Source organism: Pseudarthrobacter sp. Pseusp20, assembly GCF_059492155.1.
Genome location: NZ_CP168521.1, coordinates 1,422,746 through 1,447,225, shown reverse-complemented (window position 1 = coordinate 1,447,225; position 24,480 = coordinate 1,422,746). Strand labels below are relative to the sequence as shown.

At 66.7% G+C, this 24,480-nt stretch carries 29 protein-coding genes and 1 pseudogene; 17 read left to right on the top strand and 13 right to left on the bottom strand.

All coding sequences use genetic code 11. The annotated features are described in order from the left end of the window. The first annotated feature begins 68 nt into the window (after positions 1-68). The 3 genes from ACEN9K_RS06810 to ACEN9K_RS06800 all read left to right on the top strand — a co-directional run bounded on the left by ACEN9K_RS06810 (position 69) and on the right by ACEN9K_RS06800 (position 1,790). On the top strand, positions 69-629 hold the full coding sequence (locus ACEN9K_RS06810) for a hypothetical protein (RefSeq protein WP_495635441.1): 561 nt from the start codon (positions 69-71) through the stop codon (positions 627-629). A 13-nt stretch (positions 630-642) separates the two neighbouring features. Beyond that, positions 643-969, top strand: a complete 327-nt coding sequence (locus tag ACEN9K_RS06805; protein WP_235509873.1) for a hypothetical protein — start codon at positions 643-645, stop codon at positions 967-969. Between the two features lie 134 nt (positions 970-1,103). Further along, a complete protein-coding gene (locus tag ACEN9K_RS06800; RefSeq protein WP_495635440.1) occupies positions 1,104-1,790 on the top strand; it encodes a response regulator in 687 nt (228 codons plus the stop codon). A gap of 15 nt (positions 1,791-1,805) precedes the next feature. Here the strand turns inward: ACEN9K_RS06800 and ACEN9K_RS06795 are convergent, their stop codons facing one another. The 5 genes from ACEN9K_RS06795 to ACEN9K_RS06775 all read right to left on the bottom strand — a co-directional run bounded on the left by ACEN9K_RS06795 (position 1,806) and on the right by ACEN9K_RS06775 (position 8,872). Beyond that, positions 1,806-3,485 carry a GAF domain-containing sensor histidine kinase gene (locus ACEN9K_RS06795; protein WP_495635439.1) on the bottom strand — a complete coding sequence of 560 codons (1,680 nt, stop codon included), beginning with the start codon at positions 3,483-3,485 and terminating at the stop codon, positions 1,806-1,808. A gap of 123 nt (positions 3,486-3,608) precedes the next feature. Beyond that, positions 3,609-6,332 carry a magnesium-translocating P-type ATPase gene (mgtA, locus tag ACEN9K_RS06790; protein ID WP_495635438.1) on the bottom strand — a complete coding sequence of 908 codons (2,724 nt, stop codon included), beginning with the start codon at positions 6,330-6,332 and terminating at the stop codon, positions 3,609-3,611. A 156-nt stretch (positions 6,333-6,488) separates the two neighbouring features. Further along, positions 6,489-7,169: a class I SAM-dependent methyltransferase gene (locus tag ACEN9K_RS06785; RefSeq protein ID WP_495635437.1), complete on the bottom strand. Its 681-nt coding sequence runs from the start codon at positions 7,167-7,169 to the stop codon at positions 6,489-6,491. Positions 7,170-7,257: 88 nt separating this feature from the next. Continuing rightward, positions 7,258-8,106, bottom strand: coding sequence for an esterase/lipase family protein (locus ACEN9K_RS06780; RefSeq protein WP_495635436.1), 849 nt, complete (start codon positions 8,104-8,106; stop codon positions 7,258-7,260). Positions 8,107-8,467: 361 nt separating this feature from the next. Further along, positions 8,468-8,872 carry a GerMN domain-containing protein gene (locus tag ACEN9K_RS06775; RefSeq protein WP_056393347.1) on the bottom strand — a complete coding sequence of 135 codons (405 nt, stop codon included), beginning with the start codon at positions 8,870-8,872 and terminating at the stop codon, positions 8,468-8,470. On the opposite strand from ACEN9K_RS06775, the gene ACEN9K_RS06770 reads away from it, so the two are divergent. Continuing rightward, positions 8,856-9,194 carry a hypothetical protein gene (locus tag ACEN9K_RS06770; protein WP_142068197.1) on the top strand — a complete coding sequence of 113 codons (339 nt, stop codon included), beginning with the start codon at positions 8,856-8,858 and terminating at the stop codon, positions 9,192-9,194. The two genes, ACEN9K_RS06775 and ACEN9K_RS06770, sit on opposite strands and share 17 nt — an antisense overlap. An 88-nt stretch (positions 9,195-9,282) precedes the next feature. Here ACEN9K_RS06770 and ACEN9K_RS06765 read toward each other — a convergent pair whose 3' ends face one another. Beyond that, the gene (locus ACEN9K_RS06765; protein ID WP_018770428.1) at positions 9,283-10,065 is read right to left on the bottom strand and encodes an SDR family oxidoreductase; all 783 of its coding nucleotides are present in this window, start codon (positions 10,063-10,065) and stop codon (positions 9,283-9,285) included. Positions 10,066-10,267: 202 nt separating this feature from the next. On the opposite strand from ACEN9K_RS06765, the gene ACEN9K_RS06760 reads away from it, so the two are divergent. Together ACEN9K_RS06760 and ACEN9K_RS06755 are read left to right on the top strand one after the other, a co-directional pair. Next, positions 10,268-11,857 (top strand): alkaline phosphatase D family protein, encoded by a 1,590-nt coding sequence (locus tag ACEN9K_RS06760; RefSeq protein ID WP_495635435.1) that lies wholly within the window; start codon positions 10,268-10,270, stop codon positions 11,855-11,857. Positions 11,858-11,954: 97 nt separating this feature from the next. Further along, positions 11,955-12,680: a hypothetical protein gene (locus ACEN9K_RS06755; protein WP_495635434.1), complete on the top strand. Its 726-nt coding sequence runs from the start codon at positions 11,955-11,957 to the stop codon at positions 12,678-12,680. On the opposite strand, the gene ACEN9K_RS06750 is transcribed toward ACEN9K_RS06755, so the two are convergent. Further along, complete coding sequence (locus ACEN9K_RS06750) at positions 12,658-13,548, bottom strand: alpha/beta fold hydrolase (protein ID WP_495635433.1); 891 nt, start codon at positions 13,546-13,548, stop codon at positions 12,658-12,660. The two genes, ACEN9K_RS06755 and ACEN9K_RS06750, sit on opposite strands and share 23 nt — an antisense overlap. A 199-nt stretch (positions 13,549-13,747) precedes the next feature. Here ACEN9K_RS06750 and ACEN9K_RS06745 point away from each other — a divergent pair, with 199 nt between their 5' ends. The 4 genes and pseudogenes from ACEN9K_RS06745 (at position 13,748) to ACEN9K_RS06730 (ending at position 15,569) form a co-directional block, all read left to right on the top strand. Next, a complete protein-coding gene (locus tag ACEN9K_RS06745; protein ID WP_495635432.1) occupies positions 13,748-14,473 on the top strand; it encodes a hemerythrin domain-containing protein in 726 nt (241 codons plus the stop codon). Positions 14,474-14,481: 8 nt separating this feature from the next. Beyond that, positions 14,482-14,835 carry a hypothetical protein gene (locus tag ACEN9K_RS06740; RefSeq protein ID WP_268002757.1) on the top strand — a complete coding sequence of 118 codons (354 nt, stop codon included), beginning with the start codon at positions 14,482-14,484 and terminating at the stop codon, positions 14,833-14,835. A 171-nt stretch (positions 14,836-15,006) separates the two neighbouring features. Continuing rightward, a pseudogene (locus tag ACEN9K_RS06735) lies at positions 15,007-15,198 on the top strand (PfkB family carbohydrate kinase); the annotation flags it as partial. Continuing rightward, positions 15,195-15,569, top strand: coding sequence for a GNAT family N-acetyltransferase (locus tag ACEN9K_RS06730; RefSeq protein ID WP_495635431.1), 375 nt, complete (start codon positions 15,195-15,197; stop codon positions 15,567-15,569). The pseudogene ACEN9K_RS06735 and the gene ACEN9K_RS06730, both read left to right, overlap by 4 nt. A gap of 9 nt (positions 15,570-15,578) precedes the next feature. Here the strand turns inward: ACEN9K_RS06730 and ACEN9K_RS06725 are convergent, their stop codons facing one another. Both ACEN9K_RS06725 and ACEN9K_RS06720 read right to left on the bottom strand, forming a co-directional pair. After that, a complete protein-coding gene (locus tag ACEN9K_RS06725) occupies positions 15,579-16,022 on the bottom strand; it encodes a nuclear transport factor 2 family protein (protein WP_261377388.1) in 444 nt (147 codons plus the stop codon). 28 nt (positions 16,023-16,050) lie between these two features. After that, the gene (locus ACEN9K_RS06720; protein WP_495635430.1) at positions 16,051-16,491 is read right to left on the bottom strand and encodes a nuclear transport factor 2 family protein; all 441 of its coding nucleotides are present in this window, start codon (positions 16,489-16,491) and stop codon (positions 16,051-16,053) included. Positions 16,492-16,542: 51 nt separating this feature from the next. On the opposite strand from ACEN9K_RS06720, the gene ACEN9K_RS06715 reads away from it, so the two are divergent. Continuing rightward, complete coding sequence (locus ACEN9K_RS06715) at positions 16,543-17,184, top strand: TetR/AcrR family transcriptional regulator (RefSeq protein WP_495635429.1); 642 nt, start codon at positions 16,543-16,545, stop codon at positions 17,182-17,184. Between the two features lie 30 nt (positions 17,185-17,214). Here the strand turns inward: ACEN9K_RS06715 and ACEN9K_RS06710 are convergent, their stop codons facing one another. From ACEN9K_RS06710 to ACEN9K_RS06695, 4 genes are all read right to left on the bottom strand, one after another. Next, positions 17,215-17,547, bottom strand: coding sequence for a hypothetical protein (locus ACEN9K_RS06710; RefSeq protein WP_495635428.1), 333 nt, complete (start codon positions 17,545-17,547; stop codon positions 17,215-17,217). A 107-nt stretch (positions 17,548-17,654) separates the two neighbouring features. Further along, positions 17,655-18,650, bottom strand: a complete 996-nt coding sequence (locus tag ACEN9K_RS06705; protein ID WP_056393326.1) for a metallophosphoesterase family protein — start codon at positions 18,648-18,650, stop codon at positions 17,655-17,657. A gap of 162 nt (positions 18,651-18,812) precedes the next feature. Continuing rightward, positions 18,813-19,217, bottom strand: a complete 405-nt coding sequence (locus tag ACEN9K_RS06700) for a hypothetical protein (RefSeq protein ID WP_495635427.1) — start codon at positions 19,215-19,217, stop codon at positions 18,813-18,815. Between the two features lie 45 nt (positions 19,218-19,262). Next, a complete protein-coding gene (locus tag ACEN9K_RS06695; RefSeq protein WP_018770442.1) occupies positions 19,263-19,469 on the bottom strand; it encodes a DUF4177 domain-containing protein in 207 nt (68 codons plus the stop codon). Between the two features lie 208 nt (positions 19,470-19,677). On the opposite strand from ACEN9K_RS06695, the gene ACEN9K_RS06690 reads away from it, so the two are divergent. From ACEN9K_RS06690 to ACEN9K_RS06665, 6 genes are all read left to right on the top strand, one after another. Continuing rightward, positions 19,678-20,667 carry a 2-keto-3-deoxygluconate permease gene (locus ACEN9K_RS06690; RefSeq protein WP_495635426.1) on the top strand — a complete coding sequence of 330 codons (990 nt, stop codon included), beginning with the start codon at positions 19,678-19,680 and terminating at the stop codon, positions 20,665-20,667. Beyond that, positions 20,664-21,866, top strand: a complete 1,203-nt coding sequence (locus ACEN9K_RS06685; RefSeq protein ID WP_495635425.1) for a four-carbon acid sugar kinase family protein — start codon at positions 20,664-20,666, stop codon at positions 21,864-21,866. The genes ACEN9K_RS06690 and ACEN9K_RS06685 overlap by 4 nt, the downstream gene beginning before the upstream one ends. Then, positions 21,866-22,870 carry a 4-hydroxythreonine-4-phosphate dehydrogenase PdxA gene (gene pdxA / locus ACEN9K_RS06680; protein WP_056393322.1) on the top strand — a complete coding sequence of 335 codons (1,005 nt, stop codon included), beginning with the start codon at positions 21,866-21,868 and terminating at the stop codon, positions 22,868-22,870. Before ACEN9K_RS06685 ends, pdxA begins: the two co-directional genes overlap by 1 nt. 135 nt (positions 22,871-23,005) lie before the next feature. Beyond that, complete coding sequence (locus ACEN9K_RS06675) at positions 23,006-23,785, top strand: DeoR/GlpR family DNA-binding transcription regulator (protein WP_495635424.1); 780 nt, start codon at positions 23,006-23,008, stop codon at positions 23,783-23,785. A gap of 39 nt (positions 23,786-23,824) precedes the next feature. Next, on the top strand, positions 23,825-24,091 hold the full coding sequence (locus ACEN9K_RS06670) for a type II toxin-antitoxin system Phd/YefM family antitoxin (protein WP_224084365.1): 267 nt from the start codon (positions 23,825-23,827) through the stop codon (positions 24,089-24,091). Then, the gene (locus ACEN9K_RS06665; protein WP_224084364.1) at positions 24,088-24,480 is read left to right on the top strand and encodes a type II toxin-antitoxin system VapC family toxin; all 393 of its coding nucleotides are present in this window, start codon (positions 24,088-24,090) and stop codon (positions 24,478-24,480) included. The genes ACEN9K_RS06670 and ACEN9K_RS06665 overlap by 4 nt, the downstream gene beginning before the upstream one ends.

Genomic DNA, 24,480 nt, shown 5'->3' with positions numbered 1-24,480 from the left:
GCATGTCACCGCAGATGATGCCCCCGCAGGCACATGCTGCAAGCTCGCTGCATTTTGAAAGGACCAGCATGCCTGACATCCGCACGCTCCGTCCCGCCCTGAAAGCGCCACTGGGGCCCGCGCGGCTGTCGCGGGAGGACGCCTCCCGCCGTCGGGCGATGCTCCTGCATCCTGCCAATTTCAAACCCTCAACATCCCCGGGCAGCGAAGCCGGCGGGAGGGCCGGGGAACTCAGCAGCAGGTTCGAATGCCTTCATGCGGACCTGGTGGGCCGCGGTTTGGCGGAGAAGGATGCGCGGACGGAAGTGGCCCGGATTGCGGCCCGGGAGGTTTGGGACGGGTTTGCCGCCCAGCTGCGCCGTCACCGGGCCGCGGGCCGGCAGCTGGACGCAAACGTGCTTGCTGTCGCACTGGCATCAATGCAGGGCATGACGCTCGCGCTGCTCCGGCACCGGGGCGACCTGGGATACGCCATCCGTGCCGTGTCCACCGCCCTCCGCCGCCTCCGCTACAACGGTGGCCTGCTGGAGCGCCTGCACCCGCATGGCAGCCCGGCCTTCACTGACGCAACCATCACCCTCCAGTCATTGGAGGCGTTTCTCGCCCGCCCGCAAACCAAAGCTGCCTGATCAGGGAGGCACCGTGGCAACTTCTGAAGAGTACAGGGCCGTGTACGGTCAGGAAGCGCCTGGCGGCCAGGCCCCAGCGGAAATTGGCGATGGGGGGTGCAACATCATTTTCAAGGACAACGGTGCCGTCGTGGGACGCTGGAGTTCCTGGGAGAAAGCCAGCGTGGCACTCAACCGGCTGCAAAAGCTTTCGGGCTGGCTCGAGTACCGGCTGGAGGAATCGCACCGGTGGGTCAGGGCAAAGGGGGCCGGAGACACCATGAGGTGCTCTGGCTGCAGCGCCCTTCGCCAACTTCAGGAGGCAGCCGGGCCATTGGCTCCCCGTGGCTTCGGCTGGTGACGAATCAGGAACGGACTTTTGGCCCTGCTGGCACAGCAGAGGGACGCGAAATGATTGAACGAGGATCCTTCCGACCGGGGCGGCTGCATCAGACGGGCAGCCGGGGAGGGCGTCGAATCAATGAGAGCGTCGTCATGGAAACACCCGCAGAACCCCGGGATGTCTTTCAGTCCCCAGCCGGGACCGCCCGGATCTTCATCCTCAATGACCATGAACTGGTGCGGCGGGGCCTGAAGGACCTGCTCGAAAATGATGGGTTCACGATTGCCGGAGAGAGCGGATCGGCCGCAGAGGCCCGGCGCCTGATCCCCAGCCTGAAACCCGATATCGCTGTGTTGGACGACAGGCTGCCGGACGGAACCGGGATCGAGGTCTGCCGCGACCTCCGCGCCACGGCCCCCGGGGTCCGATGCCTGATCCTGACCGGCTGGGACGAACAGCATGCCGTGCGGGCGGCGGTGCTGGCGGGCGCGTCCGGGTACGTCCTCAAGCAGGTGAGCAACAACAAAGATCTGGTGGACAGCATCCGCTGTGCCGCCGCCGGCGCATCACTGTTCCGGCCGGAGGTCCGGGAAAGGGTTGCCGAAAGCCTGTACGCAGCCGCCTCTGCCTCCTGGCTGCAAGGCCTCACAGGGAGGGAGCGGAACGTGCTTGCCTTCATGGCCCGCGGCCTGACAAACCGGCAGATCGGCCAGGAGCTGGTGCTCCCCGAAGATGCGGTGGTTGGCACTGTGTCCTCGGTACTGCAAAAGTTGGGATTCCGACGCCGCAGCCCGTTGATCCCGGCTCCCATCCCGCGCGCGTGGGAAATGCTGTCCTGAGAGGGCACGCCGCCGTCAGGCCGGAAGGGGCACCCGCCAGGTCACGCTGGTGCCTTGGCCGGGGGCGCTCTCAATGGTGCAGGTCCCGCCCAGCCGGCTGGCCCGGCTCTTCATGTTGTTCAATCCGCTGATCCGGCCGGGATCGGCAAATCCGCAGCCATGGTCCTGGACGGTGAGGACCACGTCGCCGTCCTGAACGGCGAGGAGGACGTAAATTTCTTCAGAGCCCGAGTGCCGCACGGCGTTGCTGACGCTTTCAGACAGCACCGGCAACAATTGTTCGGCCACGTCCTCGTCCACGATGTCATCCACTGGGCCCGAGAGCTGGATCCTTGGCAGGAAGCCACCGGCGTTGGCTGCTTCCTGCACGGCGCGCAGGACGCGGCCGCTGAGGAGCTCCCGGTCGGGTTTCCTGGCCTGCAGTGAGTAAATCGTGTCGCGGAGCTGGTGGATGCAGTCATCCAGTTCAGTGGTGATATCGGCGATGCGGCGCTCATGGGCAACGGTGTCGGAGGTGTAGCGGCGCAGGCCTTGGATACTCAACCCGGCTGCGAACAGCCGCTGGATGACCAGGTCGTGCAGGTCCGCCGCAATCCGCTCGCGGTCGATGAACAACGCGTGCTCTTCCCGCAGCTGGTTTGCCTTGAGCAGGTCCAGCGTCAGGCCGATCCGCGAGGCAAACACGGCGCTCTGCTCAACATCCACGTCCGTGTAGCGGCTTCCAACGGTCCCCCGGGCCAGGATCAGCACACTGTCCCGGTGTCCGTCACTGTTGCTTCCCAGGGCGGCAACCAGGACCGGCCCGAGTTTCTCTGCCAGCTCATGGTCGAATACCAGGGACGGGTCTGCCAGCGCCCTGGACTCCCCGCTTTCCAGGACTTCGGATAACACGTCAGAGGCTGGCAATTCCTGCCCGCCAGGCATCGATTGCACGCCCACCGATGTACGGCACCTGACGGTTCCGTCCCCGCCCGCGGATGCGATTACCCCCAGGACCGAAGCGGAGGCTTTAACGGCCCGTTCCGCGATCATGTCCAGGTTTTCGGTATCCGAGCGTGGCCGGTCCTTCAGGCAGTCACTGACCTCCATGCCCGCCTCAAGCCATTTTTGGCGCCGCTTGCTGTCATCAAACAACTTAGCGTTCTGGATGGCCACGCCGGCAGCAGAAGCCAGGGCTACTGCCAGGTCTTCGTCTTCACCCGAAAAATCCTGGCCGCCGATTTTTTCCGTCAGGTACAGGTTCCCGAAGACCTCGTCCCGGACACGGACCGGAACACCCAGGAACGTGCTCATCGGCGGGTGGTTGGCGGGGAAACCGACGGCAATGGGAAGCTCGCCGAGATCGTGGAGCCGCAGCGGTTTGGGTTCGCGGATCAGTTCGCCAAGCACTCCGTGGCCGGTTGGAAGGTCACCGATGAGGCGGGCTCCCTCGTCATCAATGCCTACGGTGATGAAGTGGCTGAGCTGCTGGTCATCACCGATGACGCCCAGAGCCCCGTAGCGCGCTCCCACCAGTTCGCAAGCAGACTGCACCACCCGGTCAAGCACCGCTTCCAGGCTGAGGTCTTCGGTCAGGGACACCACTGCACCGAGCAGGCCTTCAACGTGTTCCTGTGCCCGGACAAGGTCATCAGCCCGTTCTACGAACTCCCGCAGAAGTTCCCGGGTCCGCCGCCTGATCGGTTCACGCCACATGAGAGTACACCCCAAAGTTCGAACAGCATGATCCAAGGCGGCCTTCATCACCCTGCTTTGAACATCTCAGCGAAAGCCCCAGCTTCTCTCTCCTCCATGCTAACCCCGGCGTCGCCACAAGGGTTATGGGTTACGGACAGATCTCTCCTGCCGCGCCTTGCTCCGCCCAAGCCTGGGCACGCCTGAGGGGACCGCGGGCTTGGGGACCTTGACCGGGATGCTGTACCTCGAGGCCCTGCGGGCGATGTGGTGCGTGGCGTGCCGGCGCTTGACGGGAGGTGGCGGGGCGGGCAGCTGCTGGGCGCTGCGGGCAAAGAACCATCGTTTGGCCAGTTCCACCAGGACCAGATACACCACCACCATGCCCAGCAGGGCCAGGAAGAACGGCACAGGCAGCGGGTCGAAGCCGAGCAGGCCGGCCAACGGCGAGAGCGGCAGGAAGATCCCCAGCGCCACCACGCCGAGCGACGCGGCAATCAGGCCGGCTGACGGCCGGCTGCGCAGGAAGGGAACACGCCGTGTGCGGATGGCGAAGATGATCAGCGTCTGGGTGGCAATGGATTCGATGAACCAGCCGGCCCGGAACTCCCCCGGCGCAGCGGTGAACACGAACAGCATCAGGGCGAAGGTGGCGAAGTCGAACAGCGAACTGATGGGCCCGAAGAGAAGCATGAACCGGCGGATGAAGGCGATGTCCCAGTGGGACGGCGCCCGCAGCTGCTCCTTGTCCACCCGGTCCCCCGGAATAGCCAGCTGCCCGGAGTCATACAGCAGGTTGTTCAGCAGGATCTGGCCCGGCAGCATGGGCAGGAAGCTCAGTACCACGGAGGCTGCTGCCGCGCTGAACATGTTGCCGAAGTTGCTGGACGTGCCCATCAGCACGTACTTGATGGTGTTGGCGAAGATCCGCCGCCCCTCCATCACGCCGTCCGCCAGCACTCCCAGGTCCTTGTCCAGGAGGACGACGTCGGCCGCGTCCTTGGCAACGTCCGTTGCCGTGTCGACGGAGATGCCGATGTCCGCCTTGTGCAGTGCCAGGGCATCGTTCACGCCATCGCCCATGAAGCCCACGGAGCCGCCGCTGAGGCGCAGCAGGCCGATGATGCGCGCTTTCTGTTCGGGCGAGACGCGCGCAAAGATAGTGGCTGTCCGCACGGCGGCGGCAAGGTCGGCGTCGGACATCTGCTCAACCTGGGCACCGGTGAGGGTGCCGCCGGAGATCACGTCCAGGTCGGCACAGACTTTCTCCGCCACCTTGGCGTTGTCCCCGGTGGCGATCTTTACCGAAATACCCAGGGCCTCCAGCAGGTCCAGGGACTGCCTGGCGTTGGTTTTGGGCCGGTCCAGGAAAACGAGGAACCCGGCCAGCGTCAGCCCATGCTCATCAGCCGGGGCCAGCTTCTCCAGGTCTGCAGCCGGACGGGTTGCCACGGCGACCACCCGGGAGCCGGCGTCGAACTGATCGTCCAATAGCGCCTGCACCGCGGGTGGGGTTGGCCCACACAGGGCGAGGACGTCCTCGGGGGCGCCCTTGGTCACCAGGCGGGCGGGGCCGCCGTCTTCACGGACCAGAGCGGTGGTGCGGCGGCGCTGGTGATCGAAGCCGATCATGTCCAGGCGCTGATGACGCTTCGGTTCAAAGGCGGCGGCGCCGGGGCTGTCCCAGAGGGCGGCGTCCAGCGGGTTCTGCCCTGCCGGGGCTGCATTTCCTTCCGAGTAGTCGGCCTCCGTGGCGAGCAGGCCCAAAGTGAGCAGGTCGTCTTCGGAAACGTCCTGCGTCACCGGAAGCGCGCTGGTGAAACTGATCCGCCCCTCCGTCAGGGTGCCGGTCTTGTCCGTGACCAGGATGTCCATGTCCCCCAGGTCCTCGATGCACACCAGCCGCTTGACCAGCACTTTCCGCTTGGCCAGCTGCCGGGTACCGGTGGCCAGGGACGTGCTCACCACGGCGGGAAGCAGCTGCGGGGTGATGCCTACGGCGATTGCCAGCGAGAACAGCAGGGATTCAATGAGCGGGCGTTGCAGCAACAGGTTGGCCACGAAAATCAGCGTGGTGAGCACCATCGCCACCTGCAGCAGCAGGAATGAAAAGCGCCTGAGTCCCAGCTGGAACTCGGTTTGCGGCTGCCTCTCCCCCAGGCCCAGCGCGATGCGGCCGAACTCAGCCCGGCCACCGGTGGCCACCACAACCCCGGTGCAGCTGCCGGACTGGATCACCGTGCCCATGAACACGCAGGAGGCGAGGTCGCCCAGTGCCGCGCCTGCGGCCACGGGAGCGGGGTCCTTGGCGGCGGGCTGGGACTCGCCCGTGAGGATGCTTTCATCGCAGAGCAGGTTGTTGGTGGCGAGGAGCCGGATGTCGGCGGGGATGATGGCACCCAGGGAGAGATGGACGACGTCGCCCGGCACCAGGGCGGTAACGTCCACTTCCCTGGTGGTTCCGCCCCGAAGGACCACGGCGCGGTGGGTGACACGGTCGTGCAGCGCCTCGGACGCCCGCTCCGCGCGGAATTCGTTCGTGAAGCCAAGGCCCACGCTGACCAGCAGGATCACGCCGATGACGATCGAGTTGGTTGCGTCACCCAGGAACAGGGACAGCCCGGCGGTGACCAGCAGAAGGATGAGGATGGGGCTGGCGAACTGCCGGCCCAGCACGGCCCAGGCGTTGGCGCGGTGCGTGCGGACGGCATTGGGGCCAAGGCTGCCAAAGCGGGCGGCGGCTTCCTCCTCCGGCAGGCCGTCCGGGCCGGAGGCCAGGCGCGCAAGCGTCTGTCCGGATGTCAGGCTCGCGGCGTCAGTGATCGGCAGCTGGAGGGAGCTCCGCTCCCGGACATTGAGCTCTGTCATGCCGCATCCGTTCGGACGTTTTGCTTTCGTGGCGTTAGCTTAGGGCAAGGGTACGACGGCGTGGCCTCGCCAAGGGCCCAGGGTCGAGGTTGGCCAGGCGGACCGGGGCGTTCAGACGCTCAATGACATATCAGTGCGGCGCGCCAGCGGGGCGCGTCAGCCCGGCGGTCCGGGGCTGGTGGCCGTGCCCAGGATGTGGGCAAGCCGAGGGTTCAGCCGCTGCACGGCGAAGCCGAAGCGCTGGTTGTCCTGGATCGTGAAGCCTGCTGCGGTGATGGCGGCGAGGGTGTCCCGGTTGAGGTGGCATCCGCCCATGAACCGGCCCCAAAGCGGAGTCAGGAGGTCTTCTGCCCTGGCCAGGACCGGGTGCCGGGACCGGACATGCTCGTAGTAGGCCAGTGTTCCGCCGGGTCTCAGGACGCGGCGGATCTCCGCAAGCACGGCGGCCTGGTCCTTGACGCTGCAGAGAACCAGGCTGGCCACCACGGCGTCGGCGCTGCCGGTCTCCGCGGGGATGTTCTCTGCGGCGGCGGCAACCACCGTTACGGGGACGCTGGCCGTGGCGGCCTGTTTCTGCGCCAGGGCCCGGAGGTAGTCATCGGGTTCCAGGGCCAGGACGCGGGTGACGGCGGGAGGGTACAGCGGGAAGGAGGAGCCGGCCCCGGCCCCGATTTCGATGACTGATCCACGCAGGCCGGCCAGGGCGCGGCGGCGGTGGTCGGCTGCCCCGCGGCGGTCCATGCCGCCCACGGCCCGGGCAAATGCCCGGGCAAAGAATGGATGCTGCAGCGGGCCCGGCCCCACCCCGCCCTCCGTGCCGCCAGGTGTGCGGTCCATCCGGATACCTCCTTGGGACTGTCTGGCTCTCATCATGGCACGGCGCGTGGGTGCCGGGGCCGGGCGCGGCTGGTCAAGGCGGTCCGGGCTACAGGCAGCTGGGCTGGTACGCGGGGTCCGCAGGGCCGGAGGCCTGGCCCAGCGCGTTCGCCACAAACTGGTGCACCACGGGATCGTTGGGTGTCTGGTCGTGTTCGAAGACATCGGCAGGACACTTGTCCTGGATGGTGACGTTGGTGACCTGCCTGGCCGGTCCCGCCAGGAACTGGCTGTTGTAGGGAATCACCACTTCGTCATAAACGGTGGAGATCACGGTGTACGACGGGCCGGCGACGGTATCGCCCTTGGCGTTGAGTTCCTGCATGAACGCCGACCCGGCCTGCTGGTCCGCGCATGCTGCGCAGCCCAGGGTGGTGTAGGCGGGATCCGGGACGGCATCCGGCGGCGGCACGATCAGGCCCTGGGTGCCGTGGTTGGATGGCGCAATGCCCACCAGGTGGTGGACGTACTTGGCGCCGCCCAGCAGGTGCATGTAGTAGCGCGGCATCATGCCGCCCTGGCTGTGGCCCACCAGGTCCACTTTCGGCGCACCCGTGGCGGCGCGGACGGCATCAACAAACGGGGCGAGTTCCTTCGCGGAGTCGGCCACCGGGGCGGTTGCGTAGACGCCGTTGGTCTCGCCGTAATTGAGGGCGAAGACGCAGTATCCGGCGCTCTTGAGGTAGGGCGAAAGCGTGGACCAGTTTTTCGCCATGCTTTCGAAGGTTCCGGGCACCAGGACCACGGGGTACGGGTGTTCGGCGGAGGGCTTGCAGGACCAGTCGTTGGCGCCCGGCGGCGCGATGTCCAGGGTGTCGGCCTGGGCGGGAGCCGCGGAGAGCGAGCCTGCCAGGACGGCGGCTGCGGCAACGGACAGGGCGCGTTTCAGCAGTGACATATAAACCTCTTTGTTCGCGTGTCAGCAGGGGTTCCGCGGCCCGAGGTGCCAGCGGCGGTGTGCCTGCCGGTGCCCGGGGTGCGGTCCTAGAAATGCTAGGCAGCCTGGACCCGCAGGTGGACCCGCCTGCACGAACGTGCGGGGAATTGGTCCGCGTCCGGCCCACCGCAACCCGGCCGGCCCCAGCACGCCGGGATATTCATTGTTACTGGTGAGTAGCTATAAAGCGCGGCCGAGGCCCCCGTGGCCTTTGGAGCCGGCACCGTTCCGACAGCACCGCCCTAACTGCACGAATGTGCAGATGGCGTGAGACTCTCGGCCGGGCGTACAGGTCTGCTGCCGTACGTTCTGCCCAGGATCGCTACTTGAGGCTCAGTACCTCGTCGATGGGACGGCCGTTGACGAACACCTGCGCGCTGGTGGCACCGGATGCCGTCATGGCCGTGTATTCCAGTTGGGCCTTGGCGCGTGGGATGTCGCACACGCCGCCGAGCATGAACTGCCCGGAAAGCCAGATGGTGATGGTGCTGCCGTTCAACTCGCCACCAAGATAGGTCAAGCTCGACTGGTACAGGACGTTGATGAGGCCGGACAGGCCGATGTCGCGGCTCTTGTTGGCCAGCAGGGTGTTGATGCTGGGGCCCACCTGGTCGGTGAAGCGGACGGGGGCCGTGGTGGTGGCCACCAGGCTGTCACCGCAGCCGATCGCGGGCCCGGAGACGCCGTTGTCACCCACGGCCACGTAGTAGATGGTCAGCGGGGCCACCTGCTCGGGCAGCCCGGTGGGCGTCGGTTCCGCCGTGGGCGGCGGGCTGGCAGGAGCGGACGACGGCGGAGCGGCGGCTGACGTGGTGGGCGCGGCTGAGGTGCTGGCAGGGGTGGTGGGGGTGGCCGATGCGGTGGGGCTCGCCGTCGTGCTTGGGGACGCGCTGCTGGGGCTGGCGCTGCTGGCGGTGGGGCTGGGGGCCGGGGAACTGCTGGAAGGGGCCGGGGCGGGAGGGCCGAAGCACCCCGTGAGGAGCAGCAGGCTGCTGAACCCGAGAATGCTGAGTGCCGAATGCCTGGGCCTGGTCATGACGCCCCCTTGACTGCTCGCCCCGCGGTTGCGGGAACCACTTTCAAGCTACGCCTGAGGGTTAGTCCAGAACAGGGACTAAAGTCCGAGTCCCCGGAGACTCACCATACCGAGTCGCCGCGCAGGACAACATCGCTGCCGCCGTCGACATAGACGATCTGCCCGCAGAGGTGCGTGTTCTCCTCGCTGTTGAGCCAGGCCAGCAGGCGGGCCACCACAATGGGCTCGGCGATGCCGTTCAGCGGCATCGGGACCACTTCCAGCAGCGACCTTCGTTCCTCTTCGGTATCGATCAGGTCCGCCGTCATTGGGGTGGCGATGACGCCCGGCGCCACCGCGTTCAGGGGGATCCCGGTGCCGGCCCACTCTGCCGTTGCGGCCTGGCGGCGGACCCAGCGGGAGAGCGCCAGCTTGGTGGAGGCGTAGATGAGCTGGCCCGTGGTCGCTGGTTCCTTGGCCATGACCTCGGCGCGGGCCATGGCCGCCGGTTCATCCCCGGCGGCCAGGAGTGCAACAAGCTCGCTGTCGCTGGCCAGGAGGGCGGCCATCGATGAGACCGCGACGGCGCGTGGCGCGTCCGACCCCGCCAGAAGGGGCCGGAGCCTTTCCAGCGTTGCCACCGTCCCGAAAAAATTGACGGCCACGGTGGCGGGGGCCGGAACGGCGAGGCCGGCATTGGCGTAGATGGCATCGATCCTGCCGCCGCTGACCTTCCTCACCGCATCCGGCAACGCGTCGCGTCCCTCGGCGGTGGACAGGTCGGCCACCACCTCGGCATCGTGGAGATCCACCCCGATGACGCGTTCGCCGCGCTGCTCAAGCAGTTCCCTGGTGGCTTTGCCAATGCCGGAGGCTGCGCCGGTGACGACGGAGGTGCGGGGCATGATGTCCTCTTTCCCTGGCTTCTTAGGGTTGTGAGCCATTCTGCCTGCGACCCCGCGTCGGGGCCAGAGTCCAAAGGCCCTGCGCCGCATCCCGCTCTGGCTCCAGCGTCGGCGGATCCATCAACAGGTTTTGTCACGCCGTTAACCGGCCATTCATATCCTCCTCGAAACCTGTCCAACAGCTGGAAATAGCGTGGAAGCCATGGACAACATCTCCCGCAGAACCCTCATCTCCGCCGGCATCGGAGCCGGCATCGTCGCCGCACTGCCAAGTGCCGCCGTCGCCGTTTCCACCGCGGACGACGCCGGTCTTCGCACCGATCCCTTCATGCTCGGCATCGCGTCGGGTGAGCCGTGGCCGGACGGCTTCGTCCTGTGGACCCGCCTGGCCGTGAACCCGGTGGCCGAGGACGGGCTGGGCGGCATGCCGTCGCGCCCGGTGGCCGTGCAGTGGGAAGTGGCCGAGGACCAGGGCATGCGGAAGGTGGTGGCCCGCGGCGTGGAGCAGACACGCACCGAGACCGCGCACTCGGTGCACGTGGAGCTGCGCGGCCTGCAGCCGGGCCGCGAGTACTTCTACCGGTTCCGCACCGGCAAGTACATCAGCCCCGTGGGCCGCACCCTCACCAGCCCTGCCCTGCACGAGACGCCCGCCGCGCTGGCCATGGCGTTCGCCAGCTGCGCGCAGTATGAGCACGGCTACTTCACCGCGTACCGGCGCCTGGCAGAGGACCACCCGGACCTGGTACTGCACCTGGGCGACTACCTTTATGAATACAAGAAGGGCAGCTACGTGATCGGCGGAGGGAACCCCCGTGACCACGAGGGCCCGGAGACCGTCACACTGGAGACGTACCGGCAGCGCCACGCCCAGTACAAGGCCGACGCCGACCTGCAGGCAGCGCACGCAGTCGCACCCTGGGCGGTGGTGTGGGATGACCACGAGGTGGACAACAACTGGGCGGACGACGTTCCGGAGAACCACGACGCCGCCCAGCTGAACGACAGCGTGGAGCACTTCCGGCAGCGCCGCGCCGCAGCCTTCCAGGCCTACTACGAGAACATGCCGCTGCGCCCGTCCTCGCTCCCCGCCGGGCCGGACATGAAGATCTACCGCCGCATCCAGTGGGGCCAGCTCGCCAACTTCCACATGATGGATACACGGCAGTACCGGGACGACCAGCTTGCCGGCGACGGCTGGAAGAAGAACGTCACAGAGCGGCTCGCCGAAAACCGGACCATCACCGGCGCCGAGCAGGAGAAGTGGCTGCTGGACGGATTCAGGAACTCCACGCAGCGGTGGGACATCCTGGGCCAGCAGGTCTTCTTCGCCGAGCGCGACCGGAACAAGGCACCGGAGATCGACGACGTTTCCATGGACGGCTGGGACGGGTACGCGGCCTCCCGCCGCCGCATCACCCAGGGATGGACCGACGCGAAGGTGCGCAACGCCGTCGTCCTCACCGGCGATGTGCACCGCCACTGGGCCAACGACGTGAAGGTGGACTACAAGGACCCCGCCTCCCCCGTAGTGGGCTCGGAACTGGTGTGCACGTCCATCACCTCCACGGGTGACGGCACGGGCTCCACCACGGACGCCACCATGGCCTGGAACCCGCACCTGAAGTTCTACAACGACAACCGCGGCTATGTGAACACGCGCATCACCAGGGACTCCATGACGGCGGACTTCCGCGTGCTGGACCACGTGACGACGCCGGGCGCACCCGTTGCCACGAAGGCCTCCTTTGAGATCCGCGACGGCGTGCCGGGGCTGCAGGCGCGGGCCTGACGCCTCGCGGCGGGCGTTTGCGTGACTTTTCTGCGTGGCCCGGGCGGCGGGACCTTCGGCACTTTGCGTGCCGGGGGTCCCGTGGCATGTTGCGGCTATGGCCGGACTGCGATATTTGCGACGGACGGACGGCGGAGCTAATCGGCGCAGGCGCCTGCAGCTCCTGGCGGCGTCGCTCGGCGTACAGATCACGGCATATCTGCTGTGGCGTCCGGCCATGCTGCGCTGGGGAACCGAGGGCACGGAAGCCGTGGAGCGGCTGCCCGGCGACGAGCTTGAGCCCCAACCGGTGATCCAGAGCACCAGGGCCATCAGCATCGACGCCCCGCCCGAGCGCGTGTGGCCGTGGATCGTGCAGATGGGAATCTACCGCGCCGGGTTCTACACGCATGACCGGGTCGAGCGTGCCCTGTTCCATGCCCGGTACGTCGAGGGCAAACAGTCTGCAACCCGAATCCACCCGGAACTGCAGGACCTCAAGGTGGGCGACAAGGTACCGTATGGCGGGGGCGTGTACGCGACCGTCACCGCGCTTGAGCCCAAGCGGCACCTGGTGGCGGGAGAACAGTTCATCCTGCGGCCCCTGCCGGGGAACCGCACCCGGTTGATCATCCGGTACCGCGGCAAGGGGTACCTGAGCGCCGCGGCGCGCGGTGCCGGGCCCGACGCTCCCATGGCCACCCGGGCTTTGGCCTTCACCCTCCAAAACGTTCCGGGCGCGATGCTGCTGGCACGCGCCGTCGACCTTTTCATTGGCGACCCGCTGCACCACTACATGGAAGTTGGCGTGCTCCGCGGGGTCAAGCAGCGCGCGGAGTCCTGAAGAACTCCATAGCTCTGCCGGAGACCAGTTCCGGCCGGTGGTCGGCGATGAAGTGCCCCTCACCCGGCACGATCTCGGTGGTGACGTTGCCGCCCCGGCCGCGGCGGTGGCCCATCCGTTGCAGGGTGGCCGATGGTTCCATGGATCCGACAAGGACGAGGGTGGGGACCGTGAAGTCGCGCCGGCCGTACACCCCGAAAATGATCTTCAGGAAGGCTGGCAGGATGGTGCCGCGGTAGAGTGCCGAGCCCGCTCTTGCCCTGGCAGGCTTTGCGGCTGCTGCGCTGTAGAGGTTCATGTCCGCCTCGGATACCCCCCCTGCGGGTTCAAATGCTGTGAAGAGGTGCTGCATCACCTTCCGGCTCCGCTGAATCCGCGGGCCGATAAATGGAACGGCCAGGGCGAAGGCGTGCCACAGCTTGGGAAAGACCAAAACCAGCCGGGCATTGGGCCTGATGTGGACGTCGGGGGCACCTGTAACGATGAGTGCCTCAACAAGATCAGGCCGCTGCATGGCGAGTAGCTGCCCCACGATGGCACCCCAGTCGTGGGTGAGGAAGCGGGCTCGGCTGATGCCAAGCTTTGCCATGAGTCCGATGACGTCCTCCACCAGCAACCCGGCTGAGTATCGGCCCTGTGGTGCATCACTCCAGCCGAAACCCCGCTGGTCCGGCGCGATCACCCGGTAATGTCTGGCCAGCAAGGGCATCACGCCGTGCCATTCCCACCAGTTCTGCGGGAAGCCGTGCAGGAGAACCAGGGGATCCCCGCTACCTGCCTCAGCGATATGCAATCGGATGCCGCGGATGTTCATCCATCTGTGGGTGACGCCATCAAGCTCCGGCATCGCAGCGACCTTGCCTTCCATGAACCTAATTTACTACTTAAGTAGTACCGGTGTCAGGACCTGCCGCGCAGCCCCTCCGGGTGCACCGGGCCCTGCACGCATTAAGGCCTGGTCCGTCGCCGTCGTACTTCTGCAAAGCCGTTGTGCGCCGTGGAGCCCGGGGCTACGATGCTCCCGGGGAGAGGTCCTTTGTCTCGCGAGACTGGAAAGGGCCACGCACATGACCGACTTCTTCACAATGCAGCCCGGCGAGACGGCGCCTCCCCTGCCGGCGGGACCCGTCCTGTGCGCGGGGACGGCAGCGATGCGGCGCATCCACCGGTTCTTCCTCTGGGCCTACGGCGAGGCGCCGGGACTGGTGCGCTCCGCCGCCGCCGGCGACACTGCCCGGGCAGCCTACGTGGGCGAAGTGCTGGGCAACTTCGACAAGGTGCTGCATATCCACCACGAAGGCGAAGACCTCCTGATGTACCCGCAACTGAAGGAGCGGGCACCGGCATGCGCGCTGCATGTGGGGCAGATGCTTGAGCAGCACAGGCAGGTCACGCAGAGACTGGAGGCCATCGAGCCGGTCCGGCTGCGCTGGATGCAGACGGCGGATGAGGAGTCCGGCGCGGAACTCGCCGCCCGCTATGAAGACCTGTCCGGCGTCCTCAACGTACATCTGCGCCGCGAGGTCACGGAGATGATGCCGGTTGCTGACAGGGTGATGACGGAGAAGGAAGCTGCCGCGGTGGGGCAGCACGGGATCCAGGAACTCGACAAGAAATTCCTGGTGGGCTACCTCGGCATGGTGCTGGCTACCAACCCGCCGGCGGACCGGAAAGAACTGTTCAAGGAAATCCCTCCCCCGGTGCGGCTCGCCTACCGCCTGGTGGGACGGCGGATGTACCGGAAACAGTACTTAACGCTGTTTCCCGGACGCCCGGTTCCCGAGACGCTGTAGGCGTTCTGTTGCGGCGCCAAGCTGCGGTGGCGGCGGTCAGGGCCGTCCACACGCTGGCGTGGTTCTCCATCGAGTCCTGCGTCATCTACGTGCTCTACACCGGCCTGGCCGGCCGCACGGACAGGCGGGTGGGGTGGGCGGCCGCCGTGGTTGCCGCCGAATCACTGGTGTTCGCCGGAAACGGGTTCCGCTGTCCGCTCACCGGACTCGCGGAGCGCTACGGCGCCGAGCGCGGCTCCGTCACCGACATCTACCTGCCGCGATGGTTCGCGCACAACCTGCCCGCCATCCACGTTCCGCTCCTGGTGCTGATGGTGTACCTCCATGCCCGGAACCTCCGGCACGGGCGCCCGCCGGGCTGAAGTAAGCCGCACTGCCTCCACGACGTCGCTGGCCCGCAGCAGATGCGTCGTTGCCTGGACCGCATCCCAGCGTCCGAAATTTGCCGGATCCAGGAAGTGCTCCCAACTCCGCTCGAGATCCCTCCGTACGTCTGCCGGCCACTCCCTGAATCCCTTGCCCAGAACACCTGCACCATCGGCGCCGGGGACGCGTTCTGCGCCGCCCTGGTCCTGGCGCTGCAGCGGGGCCTGGACTACACCTCGGCACTTTCTGTTGCCAACCTGGTGGGTGCCGACGCTGTCGGCGACCCTTCCTCCCAGCCCGATTTGGCACGGCTGGGCTACTATCTGGAGCGGATTGCCCCGGCCGTGGACGCACGGTGAGCGTGGCACTGCGGCGGGCGGCGCCGTCGGACCTTCCCGAGGTCATGCGCATCACCCGGGACGCGTACCTCCGGGCCGGGCACTTCGCGGCAGACCATCCCTACATGGGCGTGCTGGAAGACGTGGAGCACCGCGCCGCCCATGCCGAGGTGTGGGTGGCGGAGTCCGCCGGGAAGGTGGTGGCAGCGGTGACGCTGACATTCGCCGGCCAGCCGTACATCGAGGCCATCAGCATCACCAGCGCCACTTTCATGGAGCGCGCGCACGCCCTGTACGGGTCACTGGGCTTCCGCCGTGCGCCGGAACGGGATTGGCATGTGCCCGGCGAGGACGTGCTGCTGTGGGTGTTTACGCTGGAACTCGGCGGCTGAGCCTGCCCGCTAAACCCTCGTGGCCAGCTGGGAGTCTTGATCGGCCAGGAGATCAGAATGCCGGTGGACGATCCGCCAGGCACCCTCTTCGCGGCGGTAAATGTGCGTTGTGCGCATCGTGTAGACGGCGGGGATGCCATCCACCACGGCGCTGCTGTGCTCAAGGCCGACCGTGTAGGCGAGGCTTCCGCTGGCACCCGCGGCGACGAGCTCGAACTCAGATCCGGCAGATCCCGTAAACCGGCGGGCCTCCTGGCGGAACTTGGGTTCGAGGTCCGCCCAGCCTGCTCCGGAGATGTGTGCACCGAACAACGTCACGGGGGTCCGGTGTGACCACAGGGCCAGGCGGGGTGCCACGTCTCCCCTGTGCAGCGCCAGCGTCATGTCCCGCTGCTTTGGCAGGATCTCCGCCAGGAACGCGTCCGTTTCCTTGTGCATGGCTTCTTTGTGCATGACTTCCTTGTGCATGGCCCGCCCGCCTTTAGGTGCCGGTCCGGGCGCCAGGCAAAGGAACGGTGGCCTCCCCCGGCGGGAAGTCCGCATGCCGGTGCACGATCCGCCAGTTCCCGTCCTCCCGGCGGTAGACGTGCGTTACCCGCAAGGTGTACTGGAGCGGTGTTCCGTCGACGGTGGCGGAGGTGTGCTCGTAGCCCACGGTGTAGGCGAGGTCGCCGCTTGCTCCGGCAGCGATGATCTCCAGGTCGAAGGAGTCTGCGTGCGTGAACCACGAGGCCACGCTGTGGAACATCGGCTCCACCTCGGCCCAGCCGGTGCCGCTGAGCCGCGCCCCGAAGAGCGTCACAGGATCGTCCTGCGACCAAAGCGCGATGCGCGGGGCGACGTCACCGTTGTGGATGGCGGCGTCCGCGGCCCGCTGCCGGGGAATCATTTCGGCCAGGAATGCATCCGTTTCGGTGGACATGACCAACTCCATTACAGTCATACTGTTTTGAATACAGCTATAATGCATCCAATGGAACGGAAGATCAAGAGGCAGTACGATTCCCGTCGCCGCCAGGAGCAGGCTGCAGAAACCCGGCGGACCATCATCGCGGCGGCGAACGAACTCTTCATTGCCCAGGGATACGGCCAGACCACCATCAAGCAGGTGGCCGCGCGCGCCGGCGTCTCCGTCGAGACCGTATACGCCACGTTCGGCACCAAGGCATCGCTGCTCAGGCACGTTTGGTATGTCGATTTCCGGGGGGATGAAGCGGACGTGGCGCTCTATGACCGGCAGGAGATGCAGTCCATCCTGGCCGAGCCGGACCTGTCGGAGAGGATCCGCCGCCACGCCGTCTTCGTGACGGCGAGCAACCGCCGCATCTTTCCGCTCCTGGACGCGCTTACCGGAGCTGCTGCGAGCGAGCCCGACGCCGCCGCCATGCTCGCCGAGTGGGCGGACCGGCGTCTGGACGTGGCCACCCGCTACGCGCACGCCGCGGCTGCGACCGGCCAGCTGGGCGTCAGCGAGGAGGAATGCAGGGACGTGCTGGTCGCCACCATGGACGGCACCCTGTGGGCCCAGCTGGTGGGGCAGCGCGGCTGGAGCGACGAGAGGTTCTCAACCTGGCTCGGCGCGACGTGGATCGGTGCGCTCGTCCGGGCAAAGTAGCGGTCAGGGCTTCAGCCGGCGGTCAGGGCTTCAGCCGGCCGGTTTCCCTGCGGATCCTCCGGCGCGGCCTTTCCTCCGGAGCATGAACCTCGCAGTGAGCGCAGCGATGAGGCCGGCGAGAGTCACCAGCTGCACTTCGTCGAAGGACAGCCCGTCAATGTTCGGCTGCAGCTCCTCCTCGGTAGCCCAGCCGAACCAGGCTTGGCTGACCAGGATTCCGGCAACGAAATAGGCCAGGGCCGCGTAGAGCCAGAGCCAGCGGGTCACGTGCCTGCCGACAATCAGGTGGGCCACCAGGCCGAAGGCGAGCGACATGGCCGCCAGCAATAACAGGCCGGCAATTCCCAGATCCCACTGCGGCACGGCGAGCCACCTCCCTGCTCCGCACTTCCTGCCATCCAGTCTGCTTGCCAGGCGTCGGTGGATGTAGAGGCGAAGGTCACCGTGGTTCTATATCCATGGGTGCAGCCCTAGGGTGCGGAGCGGGTTCCCGAGTCCTTGCTGGATCCGGTGGTGGGGACGAAGTTCCAGTCGAAGGACCCGTCGCCGTGCAGAGTCAGCCGGAGGAAGCCGCGGGTGTCACTGAAGCGCTTGGCGATGTATTTTGGCTTGCTGATGAACGGGCGCGTATCGATGCCTCCGGTGGACACCTGGAATGCCGTCATCCCGTCGTTGACGCACTTGTCCGCGTTGTTCACCGGGCAGGACCGTTCGTAGTTGTGCTGCGACCCCGACAAAGTCAGCCGGACCCTGTACTTCCACATCAGGTCGATCCACGGCTTCTGGTCACCGGCCCGCCCGTGCTCCTCCGTATCCGAGGTGAAGTAGGGCTCGTGGTACACGACAGCCAGGTACTTCCCCGCCTTTTGGGCGGCGGCGAGGTCCTTGTCCAGCCACGTGGTTGCAGCCGAAGCTTCCGCTTTGTCGTACCGCCACAGCGCGGACGACAGGAAGGCGAAGTGCCAGTTGCCGAAGTCCTTCGAGTACGGTTCGCCGTTCGGGATGAATCCACGCTCCTGGTTGATCGCCGCCTTCTCGGGAGATCCCGGGCATTGGCCGTTCATGAACTTCGCCAGGTCTTCGTTGCGGCCGGGTTCCCAGTCGTGATTGGGCGCGGACACCCAATACAGCTTGGGTTTGGTGCCGCCCCACAGCGGTGTCCAGGTCTTCACGTAGTTGTCGCAGTATCCGGTCTCGTACTGGAAGTCCCCCAGCCCCAGGAACGCGTCAATCTCATTGTTCTCCACAAGCTTGGTTATCGCCGCGCCGTTCCGCCCGGACGGGCTGTCAGGGTCAACGTTGTCGGCGGGGTTCATGTCGCCCACCGCGGCGATATGGACATCGGGCCCGGGAGGCGCTGGCTCCGGCGGCTTCGGCGTGCAGGCCGTGGCAGAGAGCGCCAGCAGGACTGCGGAAACTGCGGCTACATGCCGGAAGGGTTTGTGGCGAGGGAGTGCTTGCCGCATCCCGTATCCCCTTTCGAGCAGCGAAACCGCAGGTCGGCGTGCATTAGGCAGCCACGCGCACCGGCACCTTGATCCTCCTTACGCGTTGGACCGGCTGTCAAGGGTGGAGTGCTGTGAATCCTGCGGGGGGCGGCGCCCAGGAATGCCGAAGGCCTTTCCCAGCTATCCCCGTTGTCGGCGGCCCCGCGCCCAGATAACCTCAGCAACGCCGCCCAGGGCCAGTGGGAACGCAACGACGGCGGCCAGGAAGCGCATCAGGTTGTAGGGCCCCACCAGTGCCGCCCAGCCCACGAGCACACCCGGCAGCCCCACGCAGACAGTCACCCAGACGGGGTTGCCACGACGGTGCGACCAGATGGCGGTCGCGATCGACATCACGCATCCGCCGTAGGTGAAGCGGTTACCGACCCAGGACTCCTCCATCTCCGCCGGAGTGGGCAGCCAGAAATAGAAATCGGCGCGCACAATCCCATAGCCGATCAGGACCATCGAGGCGAGGACGAACAAAATCCACCCAATGGTTCCGGTCCATCGTCGGCGGGCCTCCCGGACAGCAGCCTGACTCATCGCGGCGGGCTATTCAGGGGTCGCGGCTCGATTGGAGGTGTGGACCTAGACCAGGCTCTCGAAGACCATCGTTGCCTGGATGCGGTCACCGCCGCCAAGTCCCTTGCTCCCGCTGCTGGACGTGGTGATGGTGTGGAGCCGGTAGCCCTTCGCGGCCTGGTCGTTGATGGCTTTTTCCAGCGAGGTCAGGTTGCCCGAACCGGTTCCCCACAGTTTCTCCTTGAGGATCACCTGCATGACGACGTACTGCATGGCGCTGCTTCCTTCCGACGCTGGTCAAGTGGCAGCAATGCTACTCGCGGGAAGCGTGAGACATCGCTACGCCGCGATGCCGGCATCCAAGATGCTGCGCGGTTCACGCAAGTTAGCTTGCGCTAAACGCGCAGCGCGGCATATGATCTACATCATGCTTCGAGCTGACTGCTCGGCCCCTCTCCCCCAACAACAATGAGGTTGATTCATGTCTGTCCCAATCAAGGCCACCATGGAAAAAGTTCCCGGCGGCATGATGCTGATTCCCCTGCTGATCGGTGCCCTTCTCGGCACCTTCGCCCCGGATTCCGCCAAGTTCTTCGGCTCCTTCACCGGCGCACTCTTCACCGGTGGCACCACCATCCTTGCGGTCTTCTACGTCTGCATGGGCGCCAGCATCGATATCAAGGCCACCCCGTACATCCTGAAAAAGGGCGGGGTGCTCTTCGGCAGCAAGGTCCTGTTCGCGATCATCATCGGCGTCATCGCCGGCAGGTTCCTGGGCGAACTTCCCATTGACGGCGGGATCCTGTCGGGCCTTTCTGTCCTGGCCATCCTGGCGGCCCTCAATGACACCAACGGCGGAATGTACATGGCCCTGATGGGCCAGTACGGCAAGCCCAAGGATGTAGCGGCCTACTCCGTCATGACCCTGGAATCCGGCCCCTTCCTGACCATGGTGACCCTCGGCGTCGCCGGACTGTCCGCCTTCCCGTGGCAGGCCCTGGTGGGTGCCATCATCCCCCTGCTCCTCGGAGCCATCCTGGGCGCCCTGGATCCGGCCATGCGCAAATTCCTGTCCTCCGCGGCCCCCGTCCTCATTCCGTTCTTCGCCCTCGCGCTGGGCTTCGGCCTGAACCTGGGACAGGTTGTCAACGCGGGACTGCTGGGAGTGGCGCTCGGCCTGTTCGTCCTCATCGCCGGCGGCGCCGTGCTCTTCCTTGCGGACAAGCTGACCGGCGGCTCGGGCATTGCCGGCCTGGCGGCAGCCACCACGGCCGGCAACGCAGCCACCGTTCCAATGCTGGTGGCGGCAGCCAATCCGGCCTACGCTCCCGCAGCCGGCCCCGCCACCGTGCTGGTTGCCGCCTCCGTGGTGGTCACCGCCATCGGCTGCCCCCTCATGGTCGCTTGGTACGCTAAGCGCCTGAAAGCCAAGCAGACCGTGGGGACTCTCGAGGTGTCCCCAGCAGTATGAACACCAACGCAGCCATGCGCTGGGCAATCATTGCCGACGACCTGACGGGAGCGGCGGATGCGGCCGCAGCCTACGGGCCCACGCACAGCAGTTCCGTCATCCTCGACATCGACAGCGCTTGGCCCGACGCCGAGATCCTCTCGATCAATACCGAGAGCCGCTACCTGCCTCCCGCGGACGCAGCCAAGGCCGTCACGGCGGCGGCCGGCCGGGCCCTGGGCCAGCACCGGCGGGTCTTCAAGAAGATTGATTCACTGCTGCGCGGCAACGTGGGCGTGGAAGTGGCGGCAACACTGGCGCGGCTCACCCAGGGCCGCGGCAAAGGCCTGGCCGTTGTTGCCCCCGCGTTCCCGGGCACGGGACGGACCACCCTCGGCGGCATCGTGCACGTCAACGGTGTTCCCAACACCGCAGGGAACTTTGACGGGGACATCGCCGCGGCACTCGCCGCCGGAGGCCTCACCGCCGAAGTCGCCGGAACAACCGGACGCACGCCGGAGGAAATCGCGCGGCACCTGCGGGACGTGCAGGAACGCGGAATTGACGCCGTCGAACTGGACGCCGTCTCCGATGATGACCTTAAGGCCATCGCGGCTGCCGCGGACCTGCTGGACTTTCCCGCCCTCCTGGTCGGTTCCGGCGGCCTGGCAGGGCACATCGCGGACCGGGAAGAACGTGCCGGTGCGCAAAACGCGCAGCTTCGGCTCGTCAGCCGGACCCTGACCGTGATCGGCAGCTACTCCGCCCTTGCCCGGCAGCAGATTGGTGAGCTGGTCGCGGCCGGGGCTGAACACATCACCCTGGACCACGCCACCCTGGACGGCACTGCGGTTCCGCGCCTGGTTGCCCAGGCGATGGGGCGGACAAACGTTGTGCTGACCCCGGACCCCATGGGCGCCGTGGACAAGTCGCAGGCACTTGTTGTGGCGGCGGCCCTGGCCCGTGCCACCGCGGCGGGCATCGGGCACTGCGGCGCCCTGGTCCTCACCGGCGGGGAGACGGCCACGGCGGTCCTGAAAGCCCTTGGCGCCGGCAGCTTCACCGTCCTCGGGGAGATTGAGCCCGGCGTCGTGATGAGCCTGCTTCCCGGGTCACTTCCCCTGCTGGTCACCAAGGCCGGCGCGTTCGGCGACGCCGGGACCCTGGCCCGGACCACCAACTTCCTTACTGCCACCACGACTGAAATGAGTATCAAATAATGGGACGCCCGATTGTTGCCATCACCATGGGCGATGCGGCCGGCATTGGCCCGGAAATCATCGTCAAAGCGCTTGCCGACGCGGAGCTTCGGTCAAAGGCGCGGATGCTGGTCATCGGCGACCTCCGCCGGATGCGGCTGGCAGCGGACATCGTCGCCAGCCCGCTGACCCTGCGCCCGGTCCTGGAGCCGTCCGAGGCTTTGTTCGAGGAAGGCACCATCGACGTGCTGGACATCGACTGCATCCCGGAGGACCTTGCCTGGGGCGAGCTCTCCGCCGCCGCCGGACACGGGTCCTACCTCTTTATCGAGAAGGCAGTCCAGCTGGCCATGGACCGGCAGGTGGACGCCATCTGCACCGGGCCGCTGAACAAGGCGGCGCTGCACGCGGCCGGGCACAAGTTCCCCGGCCACACCGAACTCCTTGCCGAACTGACCGGCACCGAGGAAGTGTCCATGATGCTGACGGCGCCCAAGATGCGCGTCATCCACGTGACCACCCACATCGGCCTGATCGATGCGATCGCCAAGATCAACGGCGACCTGGTGTACCGGACCATCAAGCGGGGCTATGAACTGCTGCGCGCGTCCGGCATCGAGAATCCGCGGATCGCCGTGTGCGCCATCAACCCGCACGCGGGCGAGAACGGGCTGTTCGGCTACGGCGAGGAGGCGGAGAAGATCCAGCCGGGCATCGAGAAGGCCCAGGCGGACGGGATCGACGCCTTTGGCCCGCTCCCGGCGGACACCCTGTTCTTCCTGGCCGGCCGCGGCGACTTCGACCTGGTGGTGGCCCAGTACCACGACCAGGGCCACGGCCCGGTGAAGGTTTTGGGCCTGGAGAACGGCGTGAACATCACGGTGGGCCTGCCCGTGGTGCGCACGTCCGTGGACCACGGCACGGCGTTCGACATCGCGGGCAAGAACATCGCGGACCATGAGTCGCTGCTGGAGGCACTGCGGCAGGCAGTTGACCTGGCGCCGTCGCGCGACGAGGCCCCCTAGCCGCACGGAAGAATCGGCCGGTCAGCGTAATATTGCTGACCGGCCGTTTTGCCGGCTCTGGGCTGCGGAACTTGCCGGAGCCGGAACTAGCATGGTTAGCACTGCCACCGCCATGCCCACGGGAGGAGACCGGGAATGCTGAGCGCAAACGCGCGGCGCGAGGAGATCTACCACCTTGCCGTGACCACCGGGCTGGCCTCCGTGGAGGAGCTCTCCGCCCGGTTCCAGGTGACGGCCTCCACCATCCGCCGCGACCTGGCTTTGCTGAACGGACAGGGCCGGCTGGCCCGCACCTACGGCGGTGCCATGGCACTGGGCGCCCACCCCGAGGCGTCGCTGCGGCAGCGCACCGGCGAGGCGTTCGAGCAGAAACACGCCATCGCCCGCTGGGCGGCGGCCCTGATCCGGCCCGGGGAAAACATCCTGCTCGACGCCGGCTCCACAGTGGGTGCCCTGGCCCACGAACTGCGCGGGTTCGGGAAGCTCGCGGTCACCACGCCGGGCATCAACACCATGCAGGAACTGGCCGAGTCCGAGGGCATCGAGGTGGACTGCCTGGGCGGCCGGCTGCGCAGCCTTTCGCAGAGTTTTGTGGGTCCGCTGGCGGAGGCGGCGCTGGAGCGGATGAGCTTTGACCGCGTGTTCCTGGGCGCCGACGCCGTCACGGCCGAGGACGGCATCTGCGAAGCCGACCATGCCCAGACCCGGCTCAAGGAGCTCATGGCCCGGCGCGGCCGGGAAGTCTATGTTTTGGCCGACTCCTCCAAGCTGGGGCTGCGCCCCTTCCACGCCTGGGTGCGGCTGGCGCTGCCATGGACTTTGGTGACGGACGACGGCGCCAACCCCGCCCAGGTGCAGAAGTTCCGGGACGCAGGGGTACAGGTTGAGGTGGCTGCCGTCAGTCGTGAGTCCTAGGCTTCGAAGCGAATGCTACGATTGCTACGGAGGTGTGCCATGACAACAATCCCCCACCGCGAGCTAAGGAATCAAAGCAGCAAAATCCTGGAGCGGGTGAAAAACGGCGAAACCATCGATGTTACGAATAACGGCGAAGTTGCCGCCACCCTTATCCCGCCTGCAGCCTCACCCTTCGAGCGCCTGCTCCTGTCCGGCAGCGTGCGGCAGGCCGCGGAAAGCCTGGTCGACTTCCAGTTGCTCCAACGCGTGACGTCTGATGTGGGCACGGCCGACATAATCGCAGACCTCCGCGGCGACCGGTGATTCTGTACGTCGACACGTCGGCGGCCCTGAAACTGGTGGTCGAGGAACCTGAGTCCGGTCCCACTGCGGAGTTTCTTTCAACGGCGGCGCAGCGGGGTGACCGACTTGTTGCCTCGATGCTCCTTCACACGGAGTTGCACTGCGCCGCCAACCGCCGCGGCCTGCCGCCGGAACTGGTTAACGCGGTGTTGACCGGAATCAACCTGGTGGACCTGACGCGTTCAGACCTCCTGTACGCGGCCGCACTGCCAGGTAAATTGCGCAGCGCGGACGCGATCCACCTCGCGGCTGCGATCAGGCTTGAAGCAGACCGGTTGATCGCCTTCGGCAAGGAACTGCTGGGGGCAGCAACCCGAGCAGGACTTCACACGATCTCCCCGGGCAGCTAG

Bases quoted from the DNA above. Each gene is read 5' to 3' on its own strand.
- ACEN9K_RS06670 (WP_224084365.1), top strand. From the start codon at position 23,825: ATGACAACAATCCCCCACCGCGAGCTAAGGAATCAAAGCAGCAAAATC.
- ACEN9K_RS06705 (WP_056393326.1), bottom strand. From the start codon at position 18,650: ATGCGGCAAGCACTCCCTCGCCACAAACCCTTCCGGCATGTAGCCGCA.
- ACEN9K_RS06785 (WP_495635437.1), bottom strand. From the start codon at position 7,169: ATGGACCGCACACCTGGCGGCACGGAGGGCGGGGTGGGGCCGGGCCCG.
- ACEN9K_RS06685 (WP_495635425.1), top strand. From the start codon at position 20,664: ATGAACACCAACGCAGCCATGCGCTGGGCAATCATTGCCGACGACCTG.
- ACEN9K_RS06770 (WP_142068197.1), top strand. From the start codon at position 8,856: ATGGTCAGCGGGGCCACCTGCTCGGGCAGCCCGGTGGGCGTCGGTTCC.
- pdxA (WP_056393322.1), top strand. From the start codon at position 21,866: ATGGGACGCCCGATTGTTGCCATCACCATGGGCGATGCGGCCGGCATT.
- ACEN9K_RS06810 (WP_495635441.1), top strand. From the start codon at position 69: ATGCCTGACATCCGCACGCTCCGTCCCGCCCTGAAAGCGCCACTGGGG.
- ACEN9K_RS06780 (WP_495635436.1), bottom strand. From the start codon at position 8,106: ATGTCACTGCTGAAACGCGCCCTGTCCGTTGCCGCAGCCGCCGTCCTG.
- ACEN9K_RS06700 (WP_495635427.1), bottom strand. From the start codon at position 19,217: ATGAGTCAGGCTGCTGTCCGGGAGGCCCGCCGACGATGGACCGGAACC.
- ACEN9K_RS06695 (WP_018770442.1), bottom strand. From the start codon at position 19,469: ATGCAGTACGTCGTCATGCAGGTGATCCTCAAGGAGAAACTGTGGGGA.
- ACEN9K_RS06725 (WP_261377388.1), bottom strand. From the start codon at position 16,022: ATGCACAAAGAAGCCATGCACAAGGAAACGGACGCGTTCCTGGCGGAG.
- ACEN9K_RS06800 (WP_495635440.1), top strand. From the start codon at position 1,104: ATGGAAACACCCGCAGAACCCCGGGATGTCTTTCAGTCCCCAGCCGGG.
- mgtA (WP_495635438.1), bottom strand. From the start codon at position 6,332: ATGACAGAGCTCAATGTCCGGGAGCGGAGCTCCCTCCAGCTGCCGATC.
- ACEN9K_RS06765 (WP_018770428.1), bottom strand. From the start codon at position 10,065: ATGCCCCGCACCTCCGTCGTCACCGGCGCAGCCTCCGGCATTGGCAAA.
- ACEN9K_RS06715 (WP_495635429.1), top strand. From the start codon at position 16,543: ATGGAACGGAAGATCAAGAGGCAGTACGATTCCCGTCGCCGCCAGGAG.
- ACEN9K_RS06675 (WP_495635424.1), top strand. From the start codon at position 23,006: ATGCTGAGCGCAAACGCGCGGCGCGAGGAGATCTACCACCTTGCCGTG.
- ACEN9K_RS06760 (WP_495635435.1), top strand. From the start codon at position 10,268: ATGGACAACATCTCCCGCAGAACCCTCATCTCCGCCGGCATCGGAGCC.
- ACEN9K_RS06720 (WP_495635430.1), bottom strand. From the start codon at position 16,491: ATGTCCACCGAAACGGATGCATTCCTGGCCGAAATGATTCCCCGGCAG.
- ACEN9K_RS06755 (WP_495635434.1), top strand. From the start codon at position 11,955: ATGGCCGGACTGCGATATTTGCGACGGACGGACGGCGGAGCTAATCGG.
- ACEN9K_RS06745 (WP_495635432.1), top strand. From the start codon at position 13,748: ATGACCGACTTCTTCACAATGCAGCCCGGCGAGACGGCGCCTCCCCTG.
- ACEN9K_RS06795 (WP_495635439.1), bottom strand. From the start codon at position 3,485: ATGTGGCGTGAACCGATCAGGCGGCGGACCCGGGAACTTCTGCGGGAG.
- ACEN9K_RS06750 (WP_495635433.1), bottom strand. From the start codon at position 13,548: ATGGAAGGCAAGGTCGCTGCGATGCCGGAGCTTGATGGCGTCACCCAC.
- ACEN9K_RS06690 (WP_495635426.1), top strand. From the start codon at position 19,678: ATGTCTGTCCCAATCAAGGCCACCATGGAAAAAGTTCCCGGCGGCATG.